Below are 18,221 nucleotides of genomic sequence, written 5' to 3'. Positions count from 1 at the left end.
CTTCAGAAATTAGATAGATTTGATGGTGCCTTTAGTTAGCAAGGTTATGACGGATTGTTTCTGAATATGAATTTGAGTGCCAGCTGCAATTTCTATGGTTACATACTGATCTTTGATTTTGACCACTTTACCAAGGAAGCCTCCATTGGTCACAATTTCGTCATCTTTTTTGAGTGAGTCAATCATGAGCTTATGGGCTTTTGCTTGTTTCATTTGTGGGCGAATTAACATGAAGTAAAAAAGCACAAAAATGATGATAAATGGCAAAAAGCTCATGAGATCAGTGGGTACCGCTTCAGCGGCATATGCGTAACTTATAAACATTTATATTCCTACAGGTAATTAATTTTAAAGGTTAATTTTAACACAGCAGACATTTATTGAATGCCGCGTTGACGGTTTTGATGGAATATTTTTCTATAAGTTTCAAATGTTCCATTTTCAATAGCAAGCCTAGCTTCTTGTATTATTTTTTGATAATAGGACAAGTTATGGATCGTATTTAATCGAGAGCCCAGCATTTCCCCAATCCTAAAAAGATGGTGAAGATAAGCGCGAGAATAGTTTTGGCATGTATAACATCCGCAATCGCTATCGATTGGATTTGTATCATTTTTATACTGCGTATTTTTAAGCTTTAGATCACCATACTTAGTAAATAGCCAACCATTCCTGGCATTCCTTGTTGGCATGACACAATCGAACATATCAATACCATGAGCAATGGCTTCAATAATGTCTTCTGGGGTACCTACCCCCATTAAATAGCGAGGCTTGTCTTCTGGCATTTTAGGCGCGATAAAATCAATCACTTTGCGCATCTCTTCTTTAGGTTCGCCGACAGATAATCCACCAATGGCATAGCCATCGAAATTGATTTTTTTTAATTCATCAAGTGAATGTTCCCTCAGATCTTCGAACATGCCTCCTTGAATGATTCCGAACAAAGCATTCTTATTTGTTACGTGAGCCACTTTACTTCTATAGGCCCACTTTAAACTTAGCTCCATAGAAGCTTTTGCTTCCTCATGCGAGGCTGGATAGGGGGTGCATTCGTCAAAGATCATGACGATGTCTGAGTTAAGTGTTCTTTGAATTCGCATGGATTCTTCAGGGCTTAAGAAACAAGTATCACCGTTAATAGGCGATTTAAACTCAACACCTTCCTCAGTAATTTTTCTCATTTTGCCAAGACTCCATACCTGAAAACCACCAGAGTCTGTGAGCATCGATCGATGCCATTGGATAAAATCATGCAACCCTTTAAAGGCTGAAATTGTATCTAACCCTGGTCGGAGCCAGAGGTGAAAAGTATTGCCAAGGATAATTTCAAAACCAATTGATTCTAGATCTTGAGGGCTTAAAGACTTCACAGCGCCATAGGTGCCCACAGGCATAAATACCGGTGTTTGGACAGTGCCATGTTGAAGCTTGAGTTCACCTCGTCTAGCTTCACCATCTTTTTGAATGAGCTTAAATTGCATCTTTGATTTTTAGTTCTCGATAGCGGTAAGTCAATGAGTATAAATTAGAATTAATGAAATCGTTAAAGCTTTGTTATACTAAAAGATTGAGTTTCCAACTAAAAATAACACATGAAAAAGTTAAAAAGTATGGGAAAAAATAAAGAAGATTTGTTAAGAAATAAAATAGGTCAGCATACTTTTTATTTGCTACCCAATTTTATTACCACTGCTGCTTTATTCTCCGGATTTTATTCCATCGTTCAAGCTATGAATGGTAACTATGAGCTCTCTGCTATTGCAATTTTTATTGCCATTATTTTGGATGGATTAGATGGACGTATCGCGCGACTCACGCATACAGAAAGTGCTTTTGGAGCCGAATACGACAGTCTTTCCGATATGGTTTCATTTGGTGTAGCGCCGGCCCTCATCTTATATGTATGGACATTAAAGCCCTTAGGTAAGCTGGGTTGGATCGCGGCTTTTATTTATTGCTGTTGTGCAGCCTTTAGACTCGCTCGCTTCAACGTTAAGCTAGACCGAGATGAAAAAAAATATTTTTTTGGATTACCAAGCCCGGCAGCAGCAGCTTTGCTTGTAAGTTTTGTCTGGGTATCAAATGAAAACGGCTTTAGTGGCAACGAGATTTTTTTCAATATGATTAAAATGAAATGGGTTTCTTGGTCACTCACCATAGTGATTGCACTCTCAATGGTCAGTGAAATTAGATTTTATAGTGGCAAAGATATTAATCTAAGAAATAGTGTTCCATCCGTCGCTATTCTATTAGTCATTTTGGCATTTGTATTAGTTTCTTATAGCCCGCCTGAAGCCATTTTTATTGTGGTGGGTTGTTACTTCCTGTCAGGCTATTTCAATTTCATTAGAAATTTTACATTTAAAAATAAGGCAGTAGCGAATGCAACAAGAAATAAAAAATAACAAACTCATCATTTTTGATACCACCTTAAGGGATGGGGAGCAAAGTCCTGGTGCATCGATGACACAGGAAGAAAAGTTGCGCATTGCAAGGCAGCTTGAGAAACTTGGTGTCGATGTCATTGAGGCAGGCTTTGCAGCAGCAAGCCCTGGAGACTTTAATTCTATAAGCGCTGTTGCGAAAAATATTAAAGAGTCAACTGTTTGCTCACTAGCACGTGCCGTTGAAAACGATATTCGCAAAGCTGGCGAGGCTATCCAACATGCAAAAAAAGGACGTATCCATACCTTCATTGCGACTAGCAAAATTCACATGGAAAATAAACTTCGCATGTCAGAGGATGAAGTATTAGATCGAGCCATTCAAGCCGTGAAATGGTCTTTGGAATATACCGACGATGTCGAGTTTTCTGCTGAAGATGCGGTGCGATCCGAAATGGATTTTCTTGTAAAAGTGTTTAACGCCGTGATTAAAGTGGGTGCTAAAACAATCAATGTGCCCGATACAGTTGGATATTCGATCCCAGGTGTTTGGGGTGAACGTATGAAGGCCCTTATTAGTCAAGTTGAAAATTCTTCAAAAGTAGTATGGTCAACGCATTGTCATAATGATTTAGGTATGGCAGTTGCAAATTCCCTTGCAGCAGTGATGAATGGCGCTAGGCAAGTTGAATGCACGATTAATGGATTAGGCGAAAGAGCGGGTAATGCAAGCCTAGAAGAAATTGTGATGGCCGTTAAAACAAGAAAAGATTTATTTAATTTAACGACAGGTATTGATACCACACAAATTGTCCCGACTTCAAAATTGGTGTCCACAATTACAGGCTACCCCGTCCAGCCCAATAAGGCGATTGTAGGGGCAAATGCTTTTGCGCATGAATCTGGTATCCATCAAGATGGCGTTTTAAAACATAGAGAAACCTATGAAATTATGCGCGCGCAAGATGTGGGTTGGGGTGCAAATAAGATTTCACTTGGAAAATTGTCAGGTCGTAATGCATTTAAAACAAGGCTCCAAGAATTGGGTATCGACATTCAGTCAGAAGATATTATCAATGCCTCATTTGCAAGATTTAAAGATTTAGCGGATAAAAAATCAGAAATTTTTGATGAAGATATCCATGCGCTTATGAGTGAAGAATATACTTCTGAAGCGATAGAGCATTACAAATTAATTCATTTAAAGGCCATGTCAGAAACAGGCACAACTCCTCATGCGGTTATTAAAATTTCCGAAAATGGAAAAGAGGTTATGGCCGAATCTTCTGGCGGCGGACCTGTAGATGCCACATTTAAAGCCATCGAAAAAATTGCAAACTCAGGCGCAGAACTTCAACTGTATTCTGTAAATAACATCACAAGCGGCACAGACGCTCAAGGTGAAGTGACTGTGAGATTAGCCAAGGGCGGTCGTATTGTGAATGGTCAAGGTGCGGATATCGATATTGTGATTGCATCTGCTAAAGCGTACATCAATGGACTAAATAAACTCCATTCCAAATTAGAACGTGCCCATCCTCAGGTTTAGAGCTTAATTTGAATTTAGCACTCTTCGATTTAGACAATACTATTTTAGCGGGCGACAGTGACTACAACTGGAGCCGATTTCTTATTCAAGAAGGCTATCTAGATGGCGCAATTCATGCTGAAAAAAATGAGAAATTCTACGCTGAGTATAAAGATGGAACATTAGATATATTTGCATTCGTTGAGTTTCAATTCAAACCGCTTGCTAGGAATCCTAGAAGTGTTCTTAATCAACTCCTTAAAAAATATGTAGAAGAAGTGATTAAACCTATGATTACTGAAAAGGCTCGTGCGCTCGTCAAAAAGCATCAAGAAGCAGGTGATCTTATTATTGTAATTACAGCGACCAATAGCTTTATTACAAAACCAATCGCCGCATTATTTGGTATTGAAAATTTGATAGGTACTGACCCTGAAGAAAAAGAGGGTGAATTTACTGGAAAAGTTTCGGGGACTCCGTCTTTTAAAGAGGGGAAGGTCACACGTCTTGAAGCATGGCTTAAAAGTAAACATTTATCATTAGCTAGTTTTGAAAAGTCATATTTCTATAGCGACTCTCATAATGACTTACCTTTAATGGAAAAAGTCACACACCCTGTAGCGGTTGATTCCGACGATATATTAAGTGAATATGCAACATCTAAAGGCTGGCCTCAAATTTCTTTGAGATGATTTCTTATCTATGAAGAATAATTTCTAAAACGAATTTGCTACCAAGATAAGACAACAAAAGAAATACAAAAGCGGTGAGTGAGATATAGATAGAATTTCTACCACGCCAACCATAAAGTCTTTTGCCTACTAAAAGAAGCCCATAAATCAGCCAAGCTAATATTGAGAAAACTGATTTGTGGTTAAACTGAAGCGGGGTTCCAAAAAGCTGCTCTGAAAATAGAATGCCGCTGATAAGTGTGATGGTCAGTAAAATAAACCCAATCTTATTAATATTAAACAGGAAATTTTCCATTTCAATGAGGGGCTGGAAGCCACTTAAGATCATGTCTATTTTCTTTTTCTGATGTAATTTTTTTTCAAAAATTAAAATGAAAATGGCCACGTAAGCTGAAAAAGTAAATAGACTATATGCCAGTAAAGCAATGGCAATATGGGTCATAAATAATGGCGATAAATCAGTTGTGAGGAAATGATTTGATACAAATAAGGGATGTATGATCAGTAAAAACGCTGATGGAATAAGCAAAAACGGCTGCAGATAATTAAAATTTTTATTAAAATTAAGTATCCAAAAAATCAAAATACTAAAGAATGAAGTGACAATAAGGGCGTTAGAAAAACCCAGATTAATTGGATTAAAAGAAATGCTGGCTTTAAGAATTGTAAAATGAGCTAATAAGCCGATACCAATCAATAGTGCATTTAAATTAGTGAGATTTTTGTCTGGTATTTGTTTTTTAAATAGCAACAGGCTTGGTGTGAGGTAACACAAAGACGTGATTAAAATAGGTAGCCAAATTTCCATAATTTTTAATTGGTAATTAAAGGTTTAATATACCATGTACATTAAGAAGAGTTAACCTAAAACAGGATGAACGCATGTTAGAAAATCTTACTGACCGACTACAAAGTGTCATTAAAACAATTCGCGGGCAAGCCAGGTTTACTGAGCAAAATATTAGTGATGCTATGCGCGAAGTTAGAATCGCTTTAATTGAAGCAGACGTTGCCCTAGCTGTTGTAAAAGATTTTATCGATCGCGTTAAAACTAAAGCGCTCGGTGTCGAAGTATTGCAAAGCCTATCTCCAGGACAAGCGATTATTAAAATTGTCCAAGATGAGCTTACAGTTCTCATGGGTGCTCAAAATGTTTCTCTAGATCTGAATGTTGCTCCCCCAGCTATTATTCTCATGGCAGGTCTGCAGGGCTCGGGTAAAACAACCACTTCTGCCAAGCTTGCAAAATTGCTTATTGAAAAAAAGAAAAAAGTGTTACTTGCGAGTGCTGATGTATATCGCCCTGCAGCGATTGATCAACTTAAAGTTCTCGCCAAAAGTCTTAATATTGAGTGCTTTGATTCAAACCCTTCCCAGAAGCCATTAAAGATTGCAACAGAAACGATCGATTACGCAAAAAAGCATTTTTTTGATGTGGTGATTTTTGATACCGCTGGTCGCTTAGGTATTGATGTTGAAATGATGGATGAAATCACAGCGCTTTATAAAAAATTAAATCCAGTAGAAACTTTATTTGTGGTCGATGCCATGCAAGGACAAGATGCAGTGAATACTGCAAAAGCTTTTGGTGACGCATTACCTTTAACAGGTGTTATTTTAACTAAGCTAGATAGTGATACACGCGGAGGTGCTGCTTTATCTGTGCGTCAAGTTACAGGTAAGCCTATCAAGTATATTGGGACAAGTGAAAAAATTAATGGCCTAGAACCTTTCCATCCTGAAAGAATGGCGTCAAGAATTCTTGGCATGGGTGACATTGTAAGTCTTGTCGAAGATGCGCAGAAAACATTAGATGTTAAAGAGGCTGAGAAGTTAGCAGAAAAAGTTAAATCAGGAAAAAATTTCGATCTAGAAGATTTCAAAAATCAAATAGCGCAGATGAAAAAAATGGGTGGCGTAAGTGCCATGATGGATAAGATGCCAGCTCAATTTACGAGCGCTGCATCTAAAGTTAATCCTGAAGATGGCGATAAATCACTTCGTCAAATAGAAGCGATCATTAGCTCAATGACGCCTCTTGAAAGAAGAAAGCCTGAATTGATTAAAGCTACAAGAAAGAAAAGAATTGCTATGGGATCTGGTGTACAAGTCCAAGATGTGAATCGCGTCCTTAATCAGTTTGAAGAGATGCAAAAGATGATGAAAATGTTCTCAAAAGGTGGGTTGGGTAAGCTTATGCGCGGCATGGCGGGCAAAATACCTAGTTTAAGACCTTAATCTTCCGTAATCATTATTGACCAATCAGGCCCAATAACGGATAATTCCATGTTTTGTTTATTCTGGGTTGGTAGCTCAGTTGGTAGAGCAGCGGACTTTTAATCCGTTTGTCGCGGGTTCGACCCCCGCCCGACCCACCATTTATATCAAGGACTTTGGAGCATTAACCTTCAAAAGTCCAATTCAAATTACATCTTAAACTTCGTATAGACTGCACAATAAAATCAGTGGCATTAGTATTTTCATAGACACTTCGTTTCTAATAGTTTTAATTTTATTAAACTTAAATTTGATTAGAAATTAAAAAAATATTTTGCTCTTTTGTTATTTCGTTTTGCGCTATTTTTAATTACTTCTTGTTTAGCTTTTTATTAAAGTGGTGCGCCCGAAGAGATTCGAACTCCTGACCCCTTGGTTCGAAGCCAAGTACTCTATCCAGCTGAGCTACGGGCGCATAAATACTAGAGATGACAAAAGTGGCGCGCCCGAAGAGATTCGAACTCCTGACCCCTTGGTTCGTAGCCAAGTACTCTATCCAGCTGAGCTACGGGCGCGTTGTGACATTATAACTTAATGATATTGAATAATGGCGGAGAGCGAGGGATTCGAACCCTCGATACAGGTTTAAGCCCGTATGCTTCCTTAGCAGGGAAGTGCCTTCGACCTCTCGGCCAGCTCTCCAGAAGCGCGAACAATACGCTAAATTGCTTTAAAAATCAATTTCTAGTGCTTATGCGTCAAGTCCAAAAGCTTTGTGAAGGGCTCTGACCGCAAGCTCTAGATATTTCTCGTCAATAAGTACTGAAATTTTAATTTCGCTTGTTGAGATCATGTCGATATTAATGCCTTCTTCGGACAATGTTCTAAACATTTGGCTTGCAACGCCAACGTGAGAGCGCATACCAACACCTACGATGGATACTTTTGCAATTTTATCGTTTCCATTTACTTCTCTAGCGTTCACGTGACCCTTAACTTTTTCATTAAGAATGCCTAAGGCTTTATTTAAATCAATTCTATGCACGGTAAATGTAAAGTCAGTTGTTCCAACAGCGCCTACATTTTGAATAATCATATCAACATCGATATTGGCATCTGCAATGGGGCCTAATATTTGATAAGCAATACCTGGCTTATCTGGCACACCAAGAATACTTACCTTGGCTTCATCACGATTAAAAGCAATACCTGAAATAATGGGATCTTCCATTTTATTTTTTTCCTCAAATGTAATGAGAGTGCCGTCACCTTCTTCTTCAAAGCTTGATAACACTCTTAATTTAACCTTGTATTTACCTGCGAATTCGACTGCTCTAATTTGAAGTACTTTTGATCCTAGACTTGCCATTTCTAACATCTCTTCAAAAGTAATTGAATCTAATTTCTTAGCTTCAGGCACCACTCTAGGATCGGTTGTATAAATACCATCCACATCTGTATAAATTTGGCATTCATCAGCTTTAAGCGCTGCAGCTAGCGCAACTCCTGTTGTATCTGAGCCACCACGTCCAAGGGTCGTAATATTGCCTTGTTCATCCTCACCTTGGAATCCAGCAACGACCACAACATAACCTTGATCTAAATCTTCTTGAATATTGTGATGGTCAATTTTTAAAATTCTAGCTTTAGTGTGAGCATCATCCGTTAGAATTTTGACTTGGGAGCCGGTATAGCTTTTAGCCTTAATACCAAGCTCAATTAAAGCAAGTGTTGTCATACCAATAGTAACTTGTTCGCCTGTAGACACTATGACATCTAACTCACGTGGATTAGGTTCCATCATAATCTCTCTAGCAAGCCCAATGAGTCGATTAGTTTCACCAGACATGGCAGACACCACCACAACGATTTGGTGTCCGAGCGATTTATATCGAGCTACACGTCTTGCAACAGCCCGAATTCTTTCTGGCGTTCCAACTGATGTACCACCGTATTTTTGTACAATTAAACTCATAGATATTTAGTTAAGTATTATTTTCTTTAATTGAGTTAAGCAATCACTAAAAGCTTGATCAAGAAGTTCTGGTTTTGATCCTCCAGCCATTGCAAGATCAGGCTTACCACCACCTTTACCCCCAATCGCAAGGGCTAGTTCATTTGCGATTTCACCTGCTTTTATTTTGTTCACAAGATCATGCGTCACGCCGACCGCTAGAGTGACTTTATCTTGATCAACACCACTTAAAATTATAACTGCACTTTTGAGTTCTGCTTTAAGTTTATCAATGGTCTCTCTCAATGCCTGCGCATCGGCAGCACCCAATTTTTCCATCACAACTTTAACGTCTCCTATGGAGATCGCTTTTTTAGATAAGTTACCACTTTCAGAAGAAGCAATTTTTGATTTCAGTTGCTGAATATTTTTTTCCTGTTCTTTCATGAGATCTTGGATTTGATCAATTTTGCTTAAAAGTTCGGAGGAGGGGACTTTTAGATCATGTGCTAAACGATCAATGATTGAAACATGCTCGTTCATATAATGAATGACATTAAATCCCGTTGTCGCTTCAATGCGTCGAATACCGGAGGAGATACCTGTTTCAGAAATAATTTTGAAGGCGCCAATATCCCCCGTTCTTTTCACATGCGTGCCGCCGCATAGTTCTTTACTTGATCCAATACTAAGCACTCTTACCTCGTCAGCATATTTCTCACCAAAGAGCATCATGGCGCCACTTTTTTTGGCGTCATCTAGATGCATAGTTTTGGCTTCCGTATCTGTATTGTTTAGTATTTCTTGGTTCACAAACATTTCAACAGATTTAATTTCATCTGAAGTTAAAGCCTTGGGGTGTGAAAAGTCAAAACGCGTTTTTGATTCGTCAACAAGCGAACCTTTTTGTTCAACATGAGAGCCTAAGGTGTTCTTAAGACCCTTATGTAATAAATGGGTTGCTGAATGATTTCGCATAATATTTTTCCGGGAATCATTTTCAACGGATGCCATGACTTCATCAGATACTTTTAAGCTGTTCGTTTCAACTACACCAAAGTGAGCATAAATTTTTGCTTTGATTTTTATGGTGTCTTCAACTTTAAAAGAGCTATTAGAAGTTTTAATCATACCTTTGTCACCTACCTGGCCACCCGATTCTGCATAGAAGGGTGTGGTGTCAAGAATGACAATGCCAGATTCACCTTTAAGAAGTTCCTTCTTAGACATATCGTCTTGAAATAAAGCTAAAACTTTTGCCTTACATTCCATGGCCTCATATCCACTAAAATGTGTAGCGTCACCGGTATAGTCGACATCTATCTTCATTTTGAATTTATTAGAAGACCGAGCCATAGATTTTTGAGCTTCCATCGCCTCATCAAAACCTTTTTGATCGATGGAGATATTTTTCTCGCGACAAATGTCAGCGGTGAGATCAAGTGGAAATCCAAAAGTGTCGTGGAGCTTAAAAGCAATCTGACCGTCAAAAGTTTTTTGATTTTTTTTAATAAGTGTTTGAATGGATTCTTCTAATATATTCATACCATTTTCAATGGTTTCAAAGAATCGCTCTTCTTCTTGCTTTAGTGATAAAGCAATATTTTGTTTATTTCTTTCAATGTCAGGATAAGCTTTGCCTAACATACGCACAACATCATCAACTAATTTATGAAAGAAAGGTTGTCTACATCCTAGTTTATAGCCATGTCTAATGGCTCTACGGATAATTCTTCTTAAAACATAACCGCGGCCTTCGTTACCTGGAATCACACCATCTGAAATTAAGAATGTACAAGCACGAATATGGTCTGACAATACTTTTAATGAAGGGTGATGGATGTCTGATGTTTTTGTAATATTTGCAGCTGATTGAATCAGCGGCACAAATAAATCAGTTTCGTAATTTGCATGAACGCCTTGAAGGACTGCACATATTCTTTCCAAGCCCATACCTGTATCGACTGATGGTTTTGGTAATACATGCATGACGCCTTTTTCATCGCGGTTATATTGCATAAAAACAATATTCCAAATTTCAATGAATCGATCACCATCTTCATCTTTAGATCCAGGCAGGCCGCCAGGGATATGGCTTCCGTGGTCATAAAAAATTTCAGTACATGGACCACATGGACCTGTGTCACCCATCATCCAAAAATTATCTGATGCATACTTGGCACCCTTGTTGTCGCCAATACGAATAATTTTGTCTGGATGAATACCGATTGATTTAGCCCAGATATCATATGCTTCATCATCTTCACTATAGATAGTGACCAGGAGTTTTTCTTTAGGAATTTTATAAATTTCAGTGAGAAGTTCCCAAGCATATTGAATGGCATCTTTTTTAAAATAATCACCGAAGCTGAAATTGCCGAGCATTTCAAAAAAAGTGTGATGTCTTGCTGTATAGCCTACATTTTCTAAGTCGTTATGTTTGCCACCCGCTCTGACACACTTTTGACTTGAAGTCGCTCTAGCATAGTGACGTTTATCAAATCCTAAGAACACATCTTTGAATTGATTCATCCCAGCATTTGTAAATAATAAAGTAGGATCTTCTCCTGGCACTAAAGAGCTTGAAGCTACAATCTGATGTTGTTTATTCTTGAAAAAATCTAAGAAAATATTTCTAATTTCCTCACTAGAAATAATGGGATGATTTAATGCAGTTGACATACGCTAGCTATTCTTCCTTGGCATTCAATATTTTTTTTATAAGCGAAACATCAAACCCGCGGCTTTGTAAAAAGCGCGCTTGTTTTGACCATTCTTCTTTAGAAGAGGGAGGGAGTTTAAATTTCTTTTGCCATACTTGTTTTGCATATAATAATTCTTGGTTTTTAAGAGGGCCCATGTACTCCTCTATAAGAGCCTGTTCTATTCCTTTTTCTTCAAGTTCTCGAATGATCTTATATCGCCCGAATTTATTTTTTTTTGCATGAATAAATTGTTCACAATACCGCTCATTAGACAGCCATCCATCTGACACTAGAGATGATATAAAAAGATCTAGTGCGTCTTCATCAAATTCGAGCGTATGAGCGTACTCACTTAATTTCAATTTCAATTCGAGATGTGAATACTCTCTTTTTGCTAGGTAATACAGCGCTTTTTTTTTAAGTAAAACTAATGGATTGTTTTTTGTGTTACTCAGTTTCGTCTGTTTCCTGAGGTGCAGTCATCGCTTCACTTAGAGTTGATGAGTTTGCCCTAATTTTATCTTCAATTTCTTGAGCAATTTTTGGATTTTCTTTTAGAAATTCTCTTGCATTGTCTTTGCCTTGGCCAATTTTCTCGCCGTTATAGCTATACCATGACCCTGCTTTTTCAACGAAATTTAATTGAGCACCAATTTCAATGATTTCACCTTCTCTTGAAATGCCTTCACCATACAGCACATCAAATTCAGCTTGTCTAAACGGAGGTGCCACTTTATTTTTCACCACTTTAACTCTTGTTTCAGCGCCCACGACTTCATCACCTTTTTTGATTGCACCAATACGTCGAATATCAAGTCTCACGGAAGCGTAAAATTTCAAAGCATTGCCGCCCGTGGTTGTTTCTGGGTTGCCAAACATGACCCCAATCTTCATACGAATTTGGTTAATGAATATGACAAGCGTATTTGTTTTTTTAATATTGCCTGTTAATTTTCTTAAGGCTTGTGACATCAGGCGAGCTTGAAGACCCATATGAGAGTCACCCATTTCACCTTCAATTTCTGCACGTGGCGTCAGAGCTGCTACAGAGTCTATGACGACAATATCTACTGAACCACTTCGTACAAGCATATCTGCAATTTCAAGGGCTTGTTCGCCTGTATCAGGTTGAGAAATGAGTAAGTCTGGAACTACGACACCTAATTTGGCAGCATATTGAGGATCAAGCGCATGTTCAGCATCAATAAAAGCAGCCACACCACCAAGCTTTTGCATTTGAGCTATGACGGATAGCGTTAAAGATGTCTTGCCTGAGGATTCTGGGCCATATACTTCAACAACACGCCCTCTAGGAAGACCACCTATGCCAAGCGCAATATCAAGACCTAAGGAACCTGTTGAAACTGATTGGATATCTTGGATGACTTCGGAATCATCCATCCTCATGACAGAACCTTTTCCGAATTGTTTTTCGATCTGCGCTAATGCGGCAGCGAGTGCCTTACTTTTATTGTCATCCATCTAAATTTGCCTTTAATTAAAGTGTTTTTATCACTAATAATTATTTCATACTTGGGAGTTTAAAGTAAGCGCTAAGACCTGATTTAGTGCAAATAGACAGGAAGATTCACGTATATTTTCCCTTGATCCAGGGAAGACTTTTGAAGCATTAAAAATGATCTTATTGTGTTGAGCAATAGCAAAGAAAACCTTACCTACAGGCTTTTCAGTTGACCCCCCGGAGGGGCCTGCAATGCCGGTAATTGATAAAGCTATTTGAGCATGACTCTCTTTAAGGGCGCCCAAGGCCATTTCGGAAGCCACTTCTTGACTCACCGCACCAAATTTTAAAAGTGTCGTTTGATCGACCTTAAGTAATTCAATTTTTGCTTCATTGCTATAGGTGATGAATCCTCGGTCGAACCAGGCGGAGCTCCCAGGAATATTTGTGAGATGCTGGCAAACTAACCCACCAGTGCATGACTCAGCAAGTGCAATCCGCAAATGATTTTTAATGAGCGCATTGCCGAGCTGAATGCTTATATCTTGAATGATTGATTGCGTCATTGAATTGAGAAATAAATAAGTAGCGCAAAAAATGCAGCCACATAATCGTCAAGCATAATACCCAATCCACCCCCTACATGCTTATCTAGATAATTGATTGGAAAGGGCTTCCAAATATCAAAAATCCTAAAGAGCACAAATAACTCAAAAATTTTAAGGGGATTTAAAAGAGGGTGAGCGATGACTAACATTAAAAAGAAAGCCGAAATTTCATCCCACACAATAGCGCTAGGATCTTTAACTTTTAGTGCTTGCGCTGTTTGATTGCAAATAAAGATACCTACAATTGTAAAAAGTAAGGCCATCATCATCTGTATGGAAAAACTATAGGACGATATCAATAAATAAATTGGAATCCCGACCAGGGTGCCTATAGTACCTGGTGCTTTTTTTGAAAGTCCCGCACCAAAACCTAGCGCTAAAAAATGCGAGGGATGCTTTATTAGAAATTTAAGATTAGGCAAAGTGATCAAATCCTCTTTTGTTGAATGATATGGATTTGCCTTTTTGATCCATGATCTTTAGGTTTTTGTTCTTCGTAATCACACCAATGATGTTGATTGCCGTATCTGTTTTCTTTGCAATTTTTTCTATAGCGAGTCTATGTTTTTTTTGAGCTGTAAATAGTAATTCATAGTCATCGCCACCATTTAATGCGAATTGATATTTTTTTGATGCATGAATAAATGGATCACACGGTATTTCATTGAGCAAAAGAGAAGCGCCAACTGTGGAAGCTTTTAAGACATGCTTTAAGTCTTGAACGAGACCATCAGAAATATCAATACAGCTATTCGCATAGCGAGATAAATGTGAGCCGATTAAAACTTTAGGTGTGGGTGTTTCAAGTGCTTTTATACATTTTACTTTTAAACTAGGCGCGAGTTTTAATGTCCCCTGAAGGCTCGCCAAGCCCATGGAGGCCATACCTAATTGGCCTGTCACCCATATATCGTCATTTATTTTTGCGCCAGATCTCAATAGACTTTTATTTTTTTTAATATCGCCCATGGTAGTGATTGAAATAGTCAAAGGACCTTTTGTGGTATCACCACCAATAAGATCAATGCCAAATTGATCAGCACATTTAAAAAAGCCCTTTGAGAATTCTTTTAGCCAGCCATGATTTATTTTAGGTAGTGATATCGATAAAGTTGCCCATCTAGGTGTAGCACCCATCGCTGCAATATCAGATAAATTAACTGCTAGAGATTTCCAGCCTAAACGAGCTGGATTGGTATTTTTTAGAAAGTGAACATTTTCTACAAGCATGTCTGAAGAAATAACGATTTCACGATTTTTTTTAATATTAATAATTGCCGCATCATCACCCACACCGAGGGCAGTTTGTTTCATTTTTTTCTTAAAGTACCGATCAATAATTTCGAATTCTGAGGACATAATTATTTAGTTTTAGGCCTAAAAGCCGTCACAACATCTTGATGTGTTTCAATAAAAGAGCCATTTAAAAGATCAATACAATAAGGTACCCCAGCAAAAATACCATGCACTATTACTTCCCCTTGATCATTTTTCAATCCTTCAAGTGTTTGGGCAATAGATTTAGGCTGGCCAGGCAAATTAATAATAAGTGTATTTTTACGCACAACTGCAACCTGCCTAGATAGAATAGCTGTGGGGACAAAATGTAAACTGATTTGACGCATTTGCTCGCCAAAGCCAGGCATCTCTCGATCCGCAATGGCTAGGGTAGCATCAGGCGTTACGTCCCTTAAAGCAGGCCCTGTTCCGCCTGTGGTAAGAATAAGATCGCATAATTCGACATCTACAAAATGAATCAACGAAGATTCAATCAGCGGTCTTTCATCAGGGATAATTTTTTCTATGGTTTCGAAGGGCGAGATGAGCGCTTTTTGCAGCCAAGCCTTTAGGTGAGGAATGCCTTGATCCTCATATTCGCCTTTTGAAGCTCGGTCGCTAATTGAAATGAGTCCAATTTTAGTGAACTTATTTTTCATGATGAGTCATAATTAGTGAAAGTTCGATCATAACATTATCGCTTTAAAGGAATTCTATGCAATTTAAACTTATTTTTATCATCCTTAATTTATTCAGCATGCTGGCTTTTGCTGAAGAAACTAATTTATTCCAAGAAAATTATCTTACTCAAAGTACAACTAAGTTTCATTCCTTGCAAAAAAAGCCAGATACAAAAATATACGCTGGCATGAATAAAGAAAAAGATAAAATTAGAATGTTAGAAGACGGTTATGACCTCATGGGCACCTCAGCATTTCAAGGGCCTTTTACGGAACCTAATCAAGCGCTTAAGCATGCTCAATCAATCGAGGCAGATGTGGTTTTAGTATACGATCGTAAAATTAATGAAATGACAAGGCCAGAGCGTTTAAGACAGCTTCATGCTGAAATGAAAAAAAACAGTACGGGTGAAAAAAATAGTGTGATTGAGGTGAGTGAAGCAGACTTACAAGATAAAAATAGTAAATTTGACTTTTATGCAACCTATTGGGCAAAGCTACCTCAGCCGATTTTAGGATTGCATGTGATTAAGTTAATTAAAACAAATTCAGAAACCAAAGAGAAAAAAGAAGAGGTGGGCTTGAAAGTTGTAGCAGTGATTAAAGATTCACCTGCTTTTAAATCAGGCATTCAAAAAGGGGATGTAATACTTGTATTAAATGATGTGAATACCGAGTCGCCTGAAGAATTTTCTAAATCAGTATTTAAACAGCAAGGCAGCAAAGTAAAAATTAAATATTTAAGAGACGATGAGGAAAAGGTCGTATTCACCGAACTTAACCGTAGATAATTTTAGTTCTCTATAATTTTTTTTATAAGCTTAAATAATTCTCGATTATATTTAGGCGCTTTATCTTTACTCTTTTCTTCAACCGCTTCTTTGATTGTATTTAATAAAATTAATTTTTCTTCAGTGGGAAACTTAATTAAGAAGTCATTAACACTTCCAGGCTCTTCAACTAATTTTTTTCGCCATAATTCTATATTATGAAAATGTTGCTTTTCTTTGATTTCTTGCTGATCCCAAAAAGTCATAATCGTATTTAATTCAGTTGCATCAAATTTTCTCATGAGCTTCCCGATATATTGACTTTGACGCCTTTTGGCGCCATTACTTTTAATCTTTTGCATAGCTAAAATGGCTTCGAATAAATCGGGTGGCAAAGTCAAAGCCTTTAATTTGGATACTGATAACTCACACAATTTCAATCCAAGTGATTGAAGTTTTTCAGCTTCAAGTTTAAGCTGCGTTCTGCTGACGGTAGTATTTTCGAGATCTTTATCTTTTGCCATATGAATATAAGTGAGCTTATAGAGTGACTATTTCTAAGTTATGATAACAGGGTTTACTTTCCCACCTATAGAGACATGAAAAAAAATCAATTTGATTTAGAGCATTTAAAAAAAATTGCTGAACACACAATGCATTATGCAAAAAGCAAAGGCGCTACTGCATCTGAAGTTGAGGTAAGTTATGGTACAGGTAAAAATGTTTCTGTACGTTTAGGTAGCCTTGAAACGCTTGAAATCAATAGCGACAAAGGATTTTCTGTCACCCTTTATAATGGGCAGCGAAAAGGTAGCTCTAGCTCATCTGATCTGTCAATACAAAGTATTGAAGATACTGTTGAAGCTGCTTTTAATATTGCTCGTTATACAGCTCCAGATCCTTTCTTTGACTTGGCTGATAAAAATCTTATGGCGACAAACATGCAAGACCTTGATTTGCATAATGCATGGGATATTTCTATAGACCATATGATTGACCTTGCAAAAACATGTGAGGCTTCAGCGCTTGGTGTAAATCAAAAAATTACAAATTCTGAAGGTGCTAGCGTTTCATCTTCTGAGGGCATTTTTATTTATGCTAATAGCCATGGTTTTATGGGCGGCTATCCCACATCTAGGCATTCGATTGGTTGCTCTGTGATTGCAGAAGAAAAGTCGATGATGCAAAGAGATTATTGGTATTCGTCCGCAAGGCATGTTGAAGATTTAGAGTCTGTTGAATCGGTAGGAAAATTAGCAGGCACACGAACAGTCTCTCGATTAGGCGCGAAAAAAATTCATACGTGCCATGCGCCAGTTATTTTTGAAGCGCCGATAGCAAGTGGACTTATCTCATCTCTTATCTCAGCCATCTCAGGCGGTAATTTATATCGTCAATCCTCATTTCTTCTAAACTCGCTTGGAGAAAAAGTAGCAAGTGAGCAATTAACGATTGAAGAAGACCCTTTCCTTTTACGCGGAGACGCAAGCTCTATGTTTGACGATGAAGGGGTGGCGACCAATTCGAGACTGTTAGTTGATCAAGGTACCATCAATGGATATCTTCTATCTTCATACTCTGCCAGAAAGCTTGGCATGCAATCAACAGGTAATGCTGGTGGTGCGCATAATCTCATTGTGAAGACCGGCAATCAAAATCTACAAGACCTTATTAAACAAATGCATAAAGGTCTGTTTGTAACAGAGCTACTTGGTCACGGCATAAATATGGTGACAGGTGATTATTCTAGAGGTGCTGCAGGCTTCTGGGTTGAAGACGGGGTGATTGCTTATCCAGTGGAGGAGATTACGATTGCAGGCAATATGAAAGATATGTTGAAACAGATTTTAGCTATTGGAAATGATGTTTACAGAAACGGATCGAAACATACAGGTTCGATCTTACTAGAAACAATGAGTATTGCGTCTAGTTGATAAAAA

General features: G+C 38.0%; 18 protein-coding genes and 4 tRNA genes. 7 read left to right on the top strand and 15 right to left on the bottom strand.

The window, feature by feature from the left end:
• Positions 1 to 9 precede the first annotated feature (9 nt).
• Positions 10 to 324: a preprotein translocase subunit YajC gene (yajC, locus tag BN1208_RS05720; protein ID WP_046488696.1), complete on the bottom strand. Its 315-nt coding sequence runs from the start codon at positions 322 to 324 to the stop codon at positions 10 to 12.
• Between the two features lie 53 nt (positions 325 to 377).
• Positions 378 to 1,484, bottom strand: coding sequence for a tRNA guanosine(34) transglycosylase Tgt (gene tgt, locus BN1208_RS05715; RefSeq protein ID WP_046488694.1), 1,107 nt, complete (start codon positions 1,482 to 1,484; stop codon positions 378 to 380).
• A 129-nt stretch (positions 1,485 to 1,613) separates the two neighbouring features.
• On the opposite strand from tgt, the gene pssA reads away from it, so the two are divergent.
• The 3 genes from pssA to BN1208_RS05700 are packed head-to-tail and all read left to right on the top strand — an operon-like array spanning position 1,614 to position 4,607.
• Positions 1,614 to 2,408 carry a CDP-diacylglycerol--serine O-phosphatidyltransferase gene (gene pssA / locus BN1208_RS05710; protein WP_223260053.1) on the top strand — a complete coding sequence of 265 codons (795 nt, stop codon included), beginning with the start codon at positions 1,614 to 1,616 and terminating at the stop codon, positions 2,406 to 2,408.
• The gene (locus BN1208_RS05705) at positions 2,386 to 3,936 is read left to right on the top strand and encodes a 2-isopropylmalate synthase (RefSeq protein ID WP_046488690.1); all 1,551 of its coding nucleotides are present in this window, start codon (positions 2,386 to 2,388) and stop codon (positions 3,934 to 3,936) included. The genes pssA and BN1208_RS05705 overlap by 23 nt, the downstream gene beginning before the upstream one ends.
• A gap of 8 nt (positions 3,937 to 3,944) precedes the next feature.
• The gene (locus tag BN1208_RS05700) at positions 3,945 to 4,607 is read left to right on the top strand and encodes a histidinol-phosphatase (RefSeq protein ID WP_046488688.1); all 663 of its coding nucleotides are present in this window, start codon (positions 3,945 to 3,947) and stop codon (positions 4,605 to 4,607) included.
• 4 nt (positions 4,608 to 4,611) lie between these two features.
• Here the strand turns inward: BN1208_RS05700 and BN1208_RS05695 are convergent, their stop codons facing one another.
• Positions 4,612 to 5,415, bottom strand: a complete 804-nt coding sequence (locus BN1208_RS05695; protein ID WP_046488686.1) for a cytochrome C assembly family protein — start codon at positions 5,413 to 5,415, stop codon at positions 4,612 to 4,614.
• A gap of 74 nt (positions 5,416 to 5,489) precedes the next feature.
• Between BN1208_RS05695 and ffh the strand changes: the two genes are divergently transcribed.
• Together ffh and BN1208_RS05685 are read left to right on the top strand one after the other, a co-directional pair.
• Positions 5,490 to 6,845: a signal recognition particle protein gene (gene ffh, locus BN1208_RS05690; RefSeq protein WP_046488685.1), complete on the top strand. Its 1,356-nt coding sequence runs from the start codon at positions 5,490 to 5,492 to the stop codon at positions 6,843 to 6,845.
• A gap of 64 nt (positions 6,846 to 6,909) precedes the next feature.
• Positions 6,910 to 6,985: transfer RNA gene (locus BN1208_RS05685), tRNA-Lys, on the top strand.
• Positions 6,986 to 7,222: 237 nt separating this feature from the next.
• Here BN1208_RS05685 and BN1208_RS05680 read toward each other — a convergent pair.
• The 11 genes from BN1208_RS05680 to mog form a co-directional block, all read right to left on the bottom strand.
• Positions 7,223 to 7,299: transfer RNA gene (locus BN1208_RS05680), tRNA-Arg, on the bottom strand.
• A 23-nt stretch (positions 7,300 to 7,322) separates the two neighbouring features.
• Positions 7,323 to 7,399 (bottom strand) — tRNA-Arg (locus tag BN1208_RS05675).
• A gap of 33 nt (positions 7,400 to 7,432) precedes the next feature.
• A tRNA-Ser gene (locus BN1208_RS05670) sits at positions 7,433 to 7,526 on the bottom strand.
• 49 nt (positions 7,527 to 7,575) lie between these two features.
• Entirely contained in the window at positions 7,576 to 8,799 is a 1,224-nt protein-coding gene (locus BN1208_RS05665; RefSeq protein WP_046488682.1) for an aspartate kinase, read from the bottom strand.
• Between the two features lie 6 nt (positions 8,800 to 8,805).
• Positions 8,806 to 11,460, bottom strand: coding sequence for an alanine--tRNA ligase (gene alaS / locus BN1208_RS05660; RefSeq protein WP_046488680.1), 2,655 nt, complete (start codon positions 11,458 to 11,460; stop codon positions 8,806 to 8,808).
• A gap of 7 nt (positions 11,461 to 11,467) precedes the next feature.
• Positions 11,468 to 11,851 (bottom strand): regulatory protein RecX, encoded by a 384-nt coding sequence (locus BN1208_RS05655; protein ID WP_223260016.1) that lies wholly within the window; start codon positions 11,849 to 11,851, stop codon positions 11,468 to 11,470.
• Between the two features lie 79 nt (positions 11,852 to 11,930).
• Positions 11,931 to 12,965 carry a recombinase RecA gene (recA, locus tag BN1208_RS05650; RefSeq protein WP_046488677.1) on the bottom strand — a complete coding sequence of 345 codons (1,035 nt, stop codon included), beginning with the start codon at positions 12,963 to 12,965 and terminating at the stop codon, positions 11,931 to 11,933.
• Positions 12,966 to 13,010: 45 nt separating this feature from the next.
• Positions 13,011 to 13,511: a CinA family protein gene (locus BN1208_RS05645; protein ID WP_046488676.1), complete on the bottom strand. Its 501-nt coding sequence runs from the start codon at positions 13,509 to 13,511 to the stop codon at positions 13,011 to 13,013.
• Positions 13,508 to 13,975 (bottom strand): phosphatidylglycerophosphatase A family protein, encoded by a 468-nt coding sequence (locus tag BN1208_RS05640; protein ID WP_231854575.1) that lies wholly within the window; start codon positions 13,973 to 13,975, stop codon positions 13,508 to 13,510. Before BN1208_RS05640 ends, BN1208_RS05645 begins: the two co-directional genes overlap by 4 nt.
• On the bottom strand, positions 13,968 to 14,912 hold the full coding sequence (thiL, locus tag BN1208_RS05635) for a thiamine-phosphate kinase (RefSeq protein ID WP_046488672.1): 945 nt from the start codon (positions 14,910 to 14,912) through the stop codon (positions 13,968 to 13,970). The genes BN1208_RS05640 and thiL overlap by 8 nt, the downstream gene beginning before the upstream one ends.
• A 2-nt stretch (positions 14,913 to 14,914) precedes the next feature.
• The gene (mog, locus tag BN1208_RS05630) at positions 14,915 to 15,490 is read right to left on the bottom strand and encodes a molybdopterin adenylyltransferase (RefSeq protein ID WP_046488670.1); all 576 of its coding nucleotides are present in this window, start codon (positions 15,488 to 15,490) and stop codon (positions 14,915 to 14,917) included.
• Between the two features lie 56 nt (positions 15,491 to 15,546).
• On the opposite strand from mog, the gene BN1208_RS05625 reads away from it, so the two are divergent.
• A complete protein-coding gene (locus tag BN1208_RS05625; protein ID WP_052734655.1) occupies positions 15,547 to 16,302 on the top strand; it encodes a PDZ domain-containing protein in 756 nt (251 codons plus the stop codon).
• A gap of 2 nt (positions 16,303 to 16,304) precedes the next feature.
• Here BN1208_RS05625 and yjgA read toward each other — a convergent pair whose 3' ends face one another.
• Positions 16,305 to 16,805, bottom strand: a complete 501-nt coding sequence (gene yjgA, locus BN1208_RS05620) for a ribosome biogenesis factor YjgA (protein WP_046488668.1) — start codon at positions 16,803 to 16,805, stop codon at positions 16,305 to 16,307.
• 75 nt (positions 16,806 to 16,880) lie between these two features.
• Between yjgA and pmbA the strand changes: the two genes are divergently transcribed.
• Positions 16,881 to 18,215 carry a metalloprotease PmbA gene (gene pmbA / locus BN1208_RS05615; protein WP_046488666.1) on the top strand — a complete coding sequence of 445 codons (1,335 nt, stop codon included), beginning with the start codon at positions 16,881 to 16,883 and terminating at the stop codon, positions 18,213 to 18,215.
• Positions 18,216 to 18,221: the final 6 nt, after the last annotated feature.

The organism is Candidatus Methylopumilus planktonicus (assembly GCF_000981505.1).
Classification (GTDB): Bacteria; Pseudomonadota; Gammaproteobacteria; order Burkholderiales; family Methylophilaceae; genus Methylopumilus; species Methylopumilus planktonicus.
This window is presented reverse-complemented; position numbering and strand designations above follow the sequence as displayed.

What these genes read in the sequence shown, in the direction of transcription:
- yajC (WP_046488696.1), bottom strand. Translation starts at nt 324, where the DNA reads ATGTTTATAAGTTACGCATATGCCGCTGAAGCGGTACCCACTGATCTC.
- tgt (WP_046488694.1), bottom strand. Translation starts at nt 1,484, where the DNA reads ATGCAATTTAAGCTCATTCAAAAAGATGGTGAAGCTAGACGAGGTGAA.
- pssA (WP_223260053.1), top strand. Translation starts at nt 1,614, where the DNA reads ATGGGAAAAAATAAAGAAGATTTGTTAAGAAATAAAATAGGTCAGCAT.
- BN1208_RS05705 (WP_046488690.1), top strand. Translation starts at nt 2,386, where the DNA reads ATGCAACAAGAAATAAAAAATAACAAACTCATCATTTTTGATACCACC.
- BN1208_RS05695 (WP_046488686.1), bottom strand. Translation starts at nt 5,415, where the DNA reads ATGGAAATTTGGCTACCTATTTTAATCACGTCTTTGTGTTACCTCACA.
- ffh (WP_046488685.1), top strand. Translation starts at nt 5,490, where the DNA reads ATGTTAGAAAATCTTACTGACCGACTACAAAGTGTCATTAAAACAATT.
- BN1208_RS05665 (WP_046488682.1), bottom strand. Translation starts at nt 8,799, where the DNA reads ATGAGTTTAATTGTACAAAAATACGGTGGTACATCAGTTGGAACGCCA.
- alaS (WP_046488680.1), bottom strand. Translation starts at nt 11,460, where the DNA reads ATGTCAACTGCATTAAATCATCCCATTATTTCTAGTGAGGAAATTAGA.
- recA (WP_046488677.1), bottom strand. Translation starts at nt 12,965, where the DNA reads ATGGATGACAATAAAAGTAAGGCACTCGCTGCCGCATTAGCGCAGATC.
- BN1208_RS05645 (WP_046488676.1), bottom strand. Translation starts at nt 13,511, where the DNA reads ATGACGCAATCAATCATTCAAGATATAAGCATTCAGCTCGGCAATGCG.
- thiL (WP_046488672.1), bottom strand. Translation starts at nt 14,912, where the DNA reads ATGTCCTCAGAATTCGAAATTATTGATCGGTACTTTAAGAAAAAAATG.
- mog (WP_046488670.1), bottom strand. Translation starts at nt 15,490, where the DNA reads ATGAAAAATAAGTTCACTAAAATTGGACTCATTTCAATTAGCGACCGA.
- BN1208_RS05625 (WP_052734655.1), top strand. Translation starts at nt 15,547, where the DNA reads ATGCAATTTAAACTTATTTTTATCATCCTTAATTTATTCAGCATGCTG.
- yjgA (WP_046488668.1), bottom strand. Translation starts at nt 16,805, where the DNA reads ATGGCAAAAGATAAAGATCTCGAAAATACTACCGTCAGCAGAACGCAG.
- pmbA (WP_046488666.1), top strand. Translation starts at nt 16,881, where the DNA reads ATGAAAAAAAATCAATTTGATTTAGAGCATTTAAAAAAAATTGCTGAA.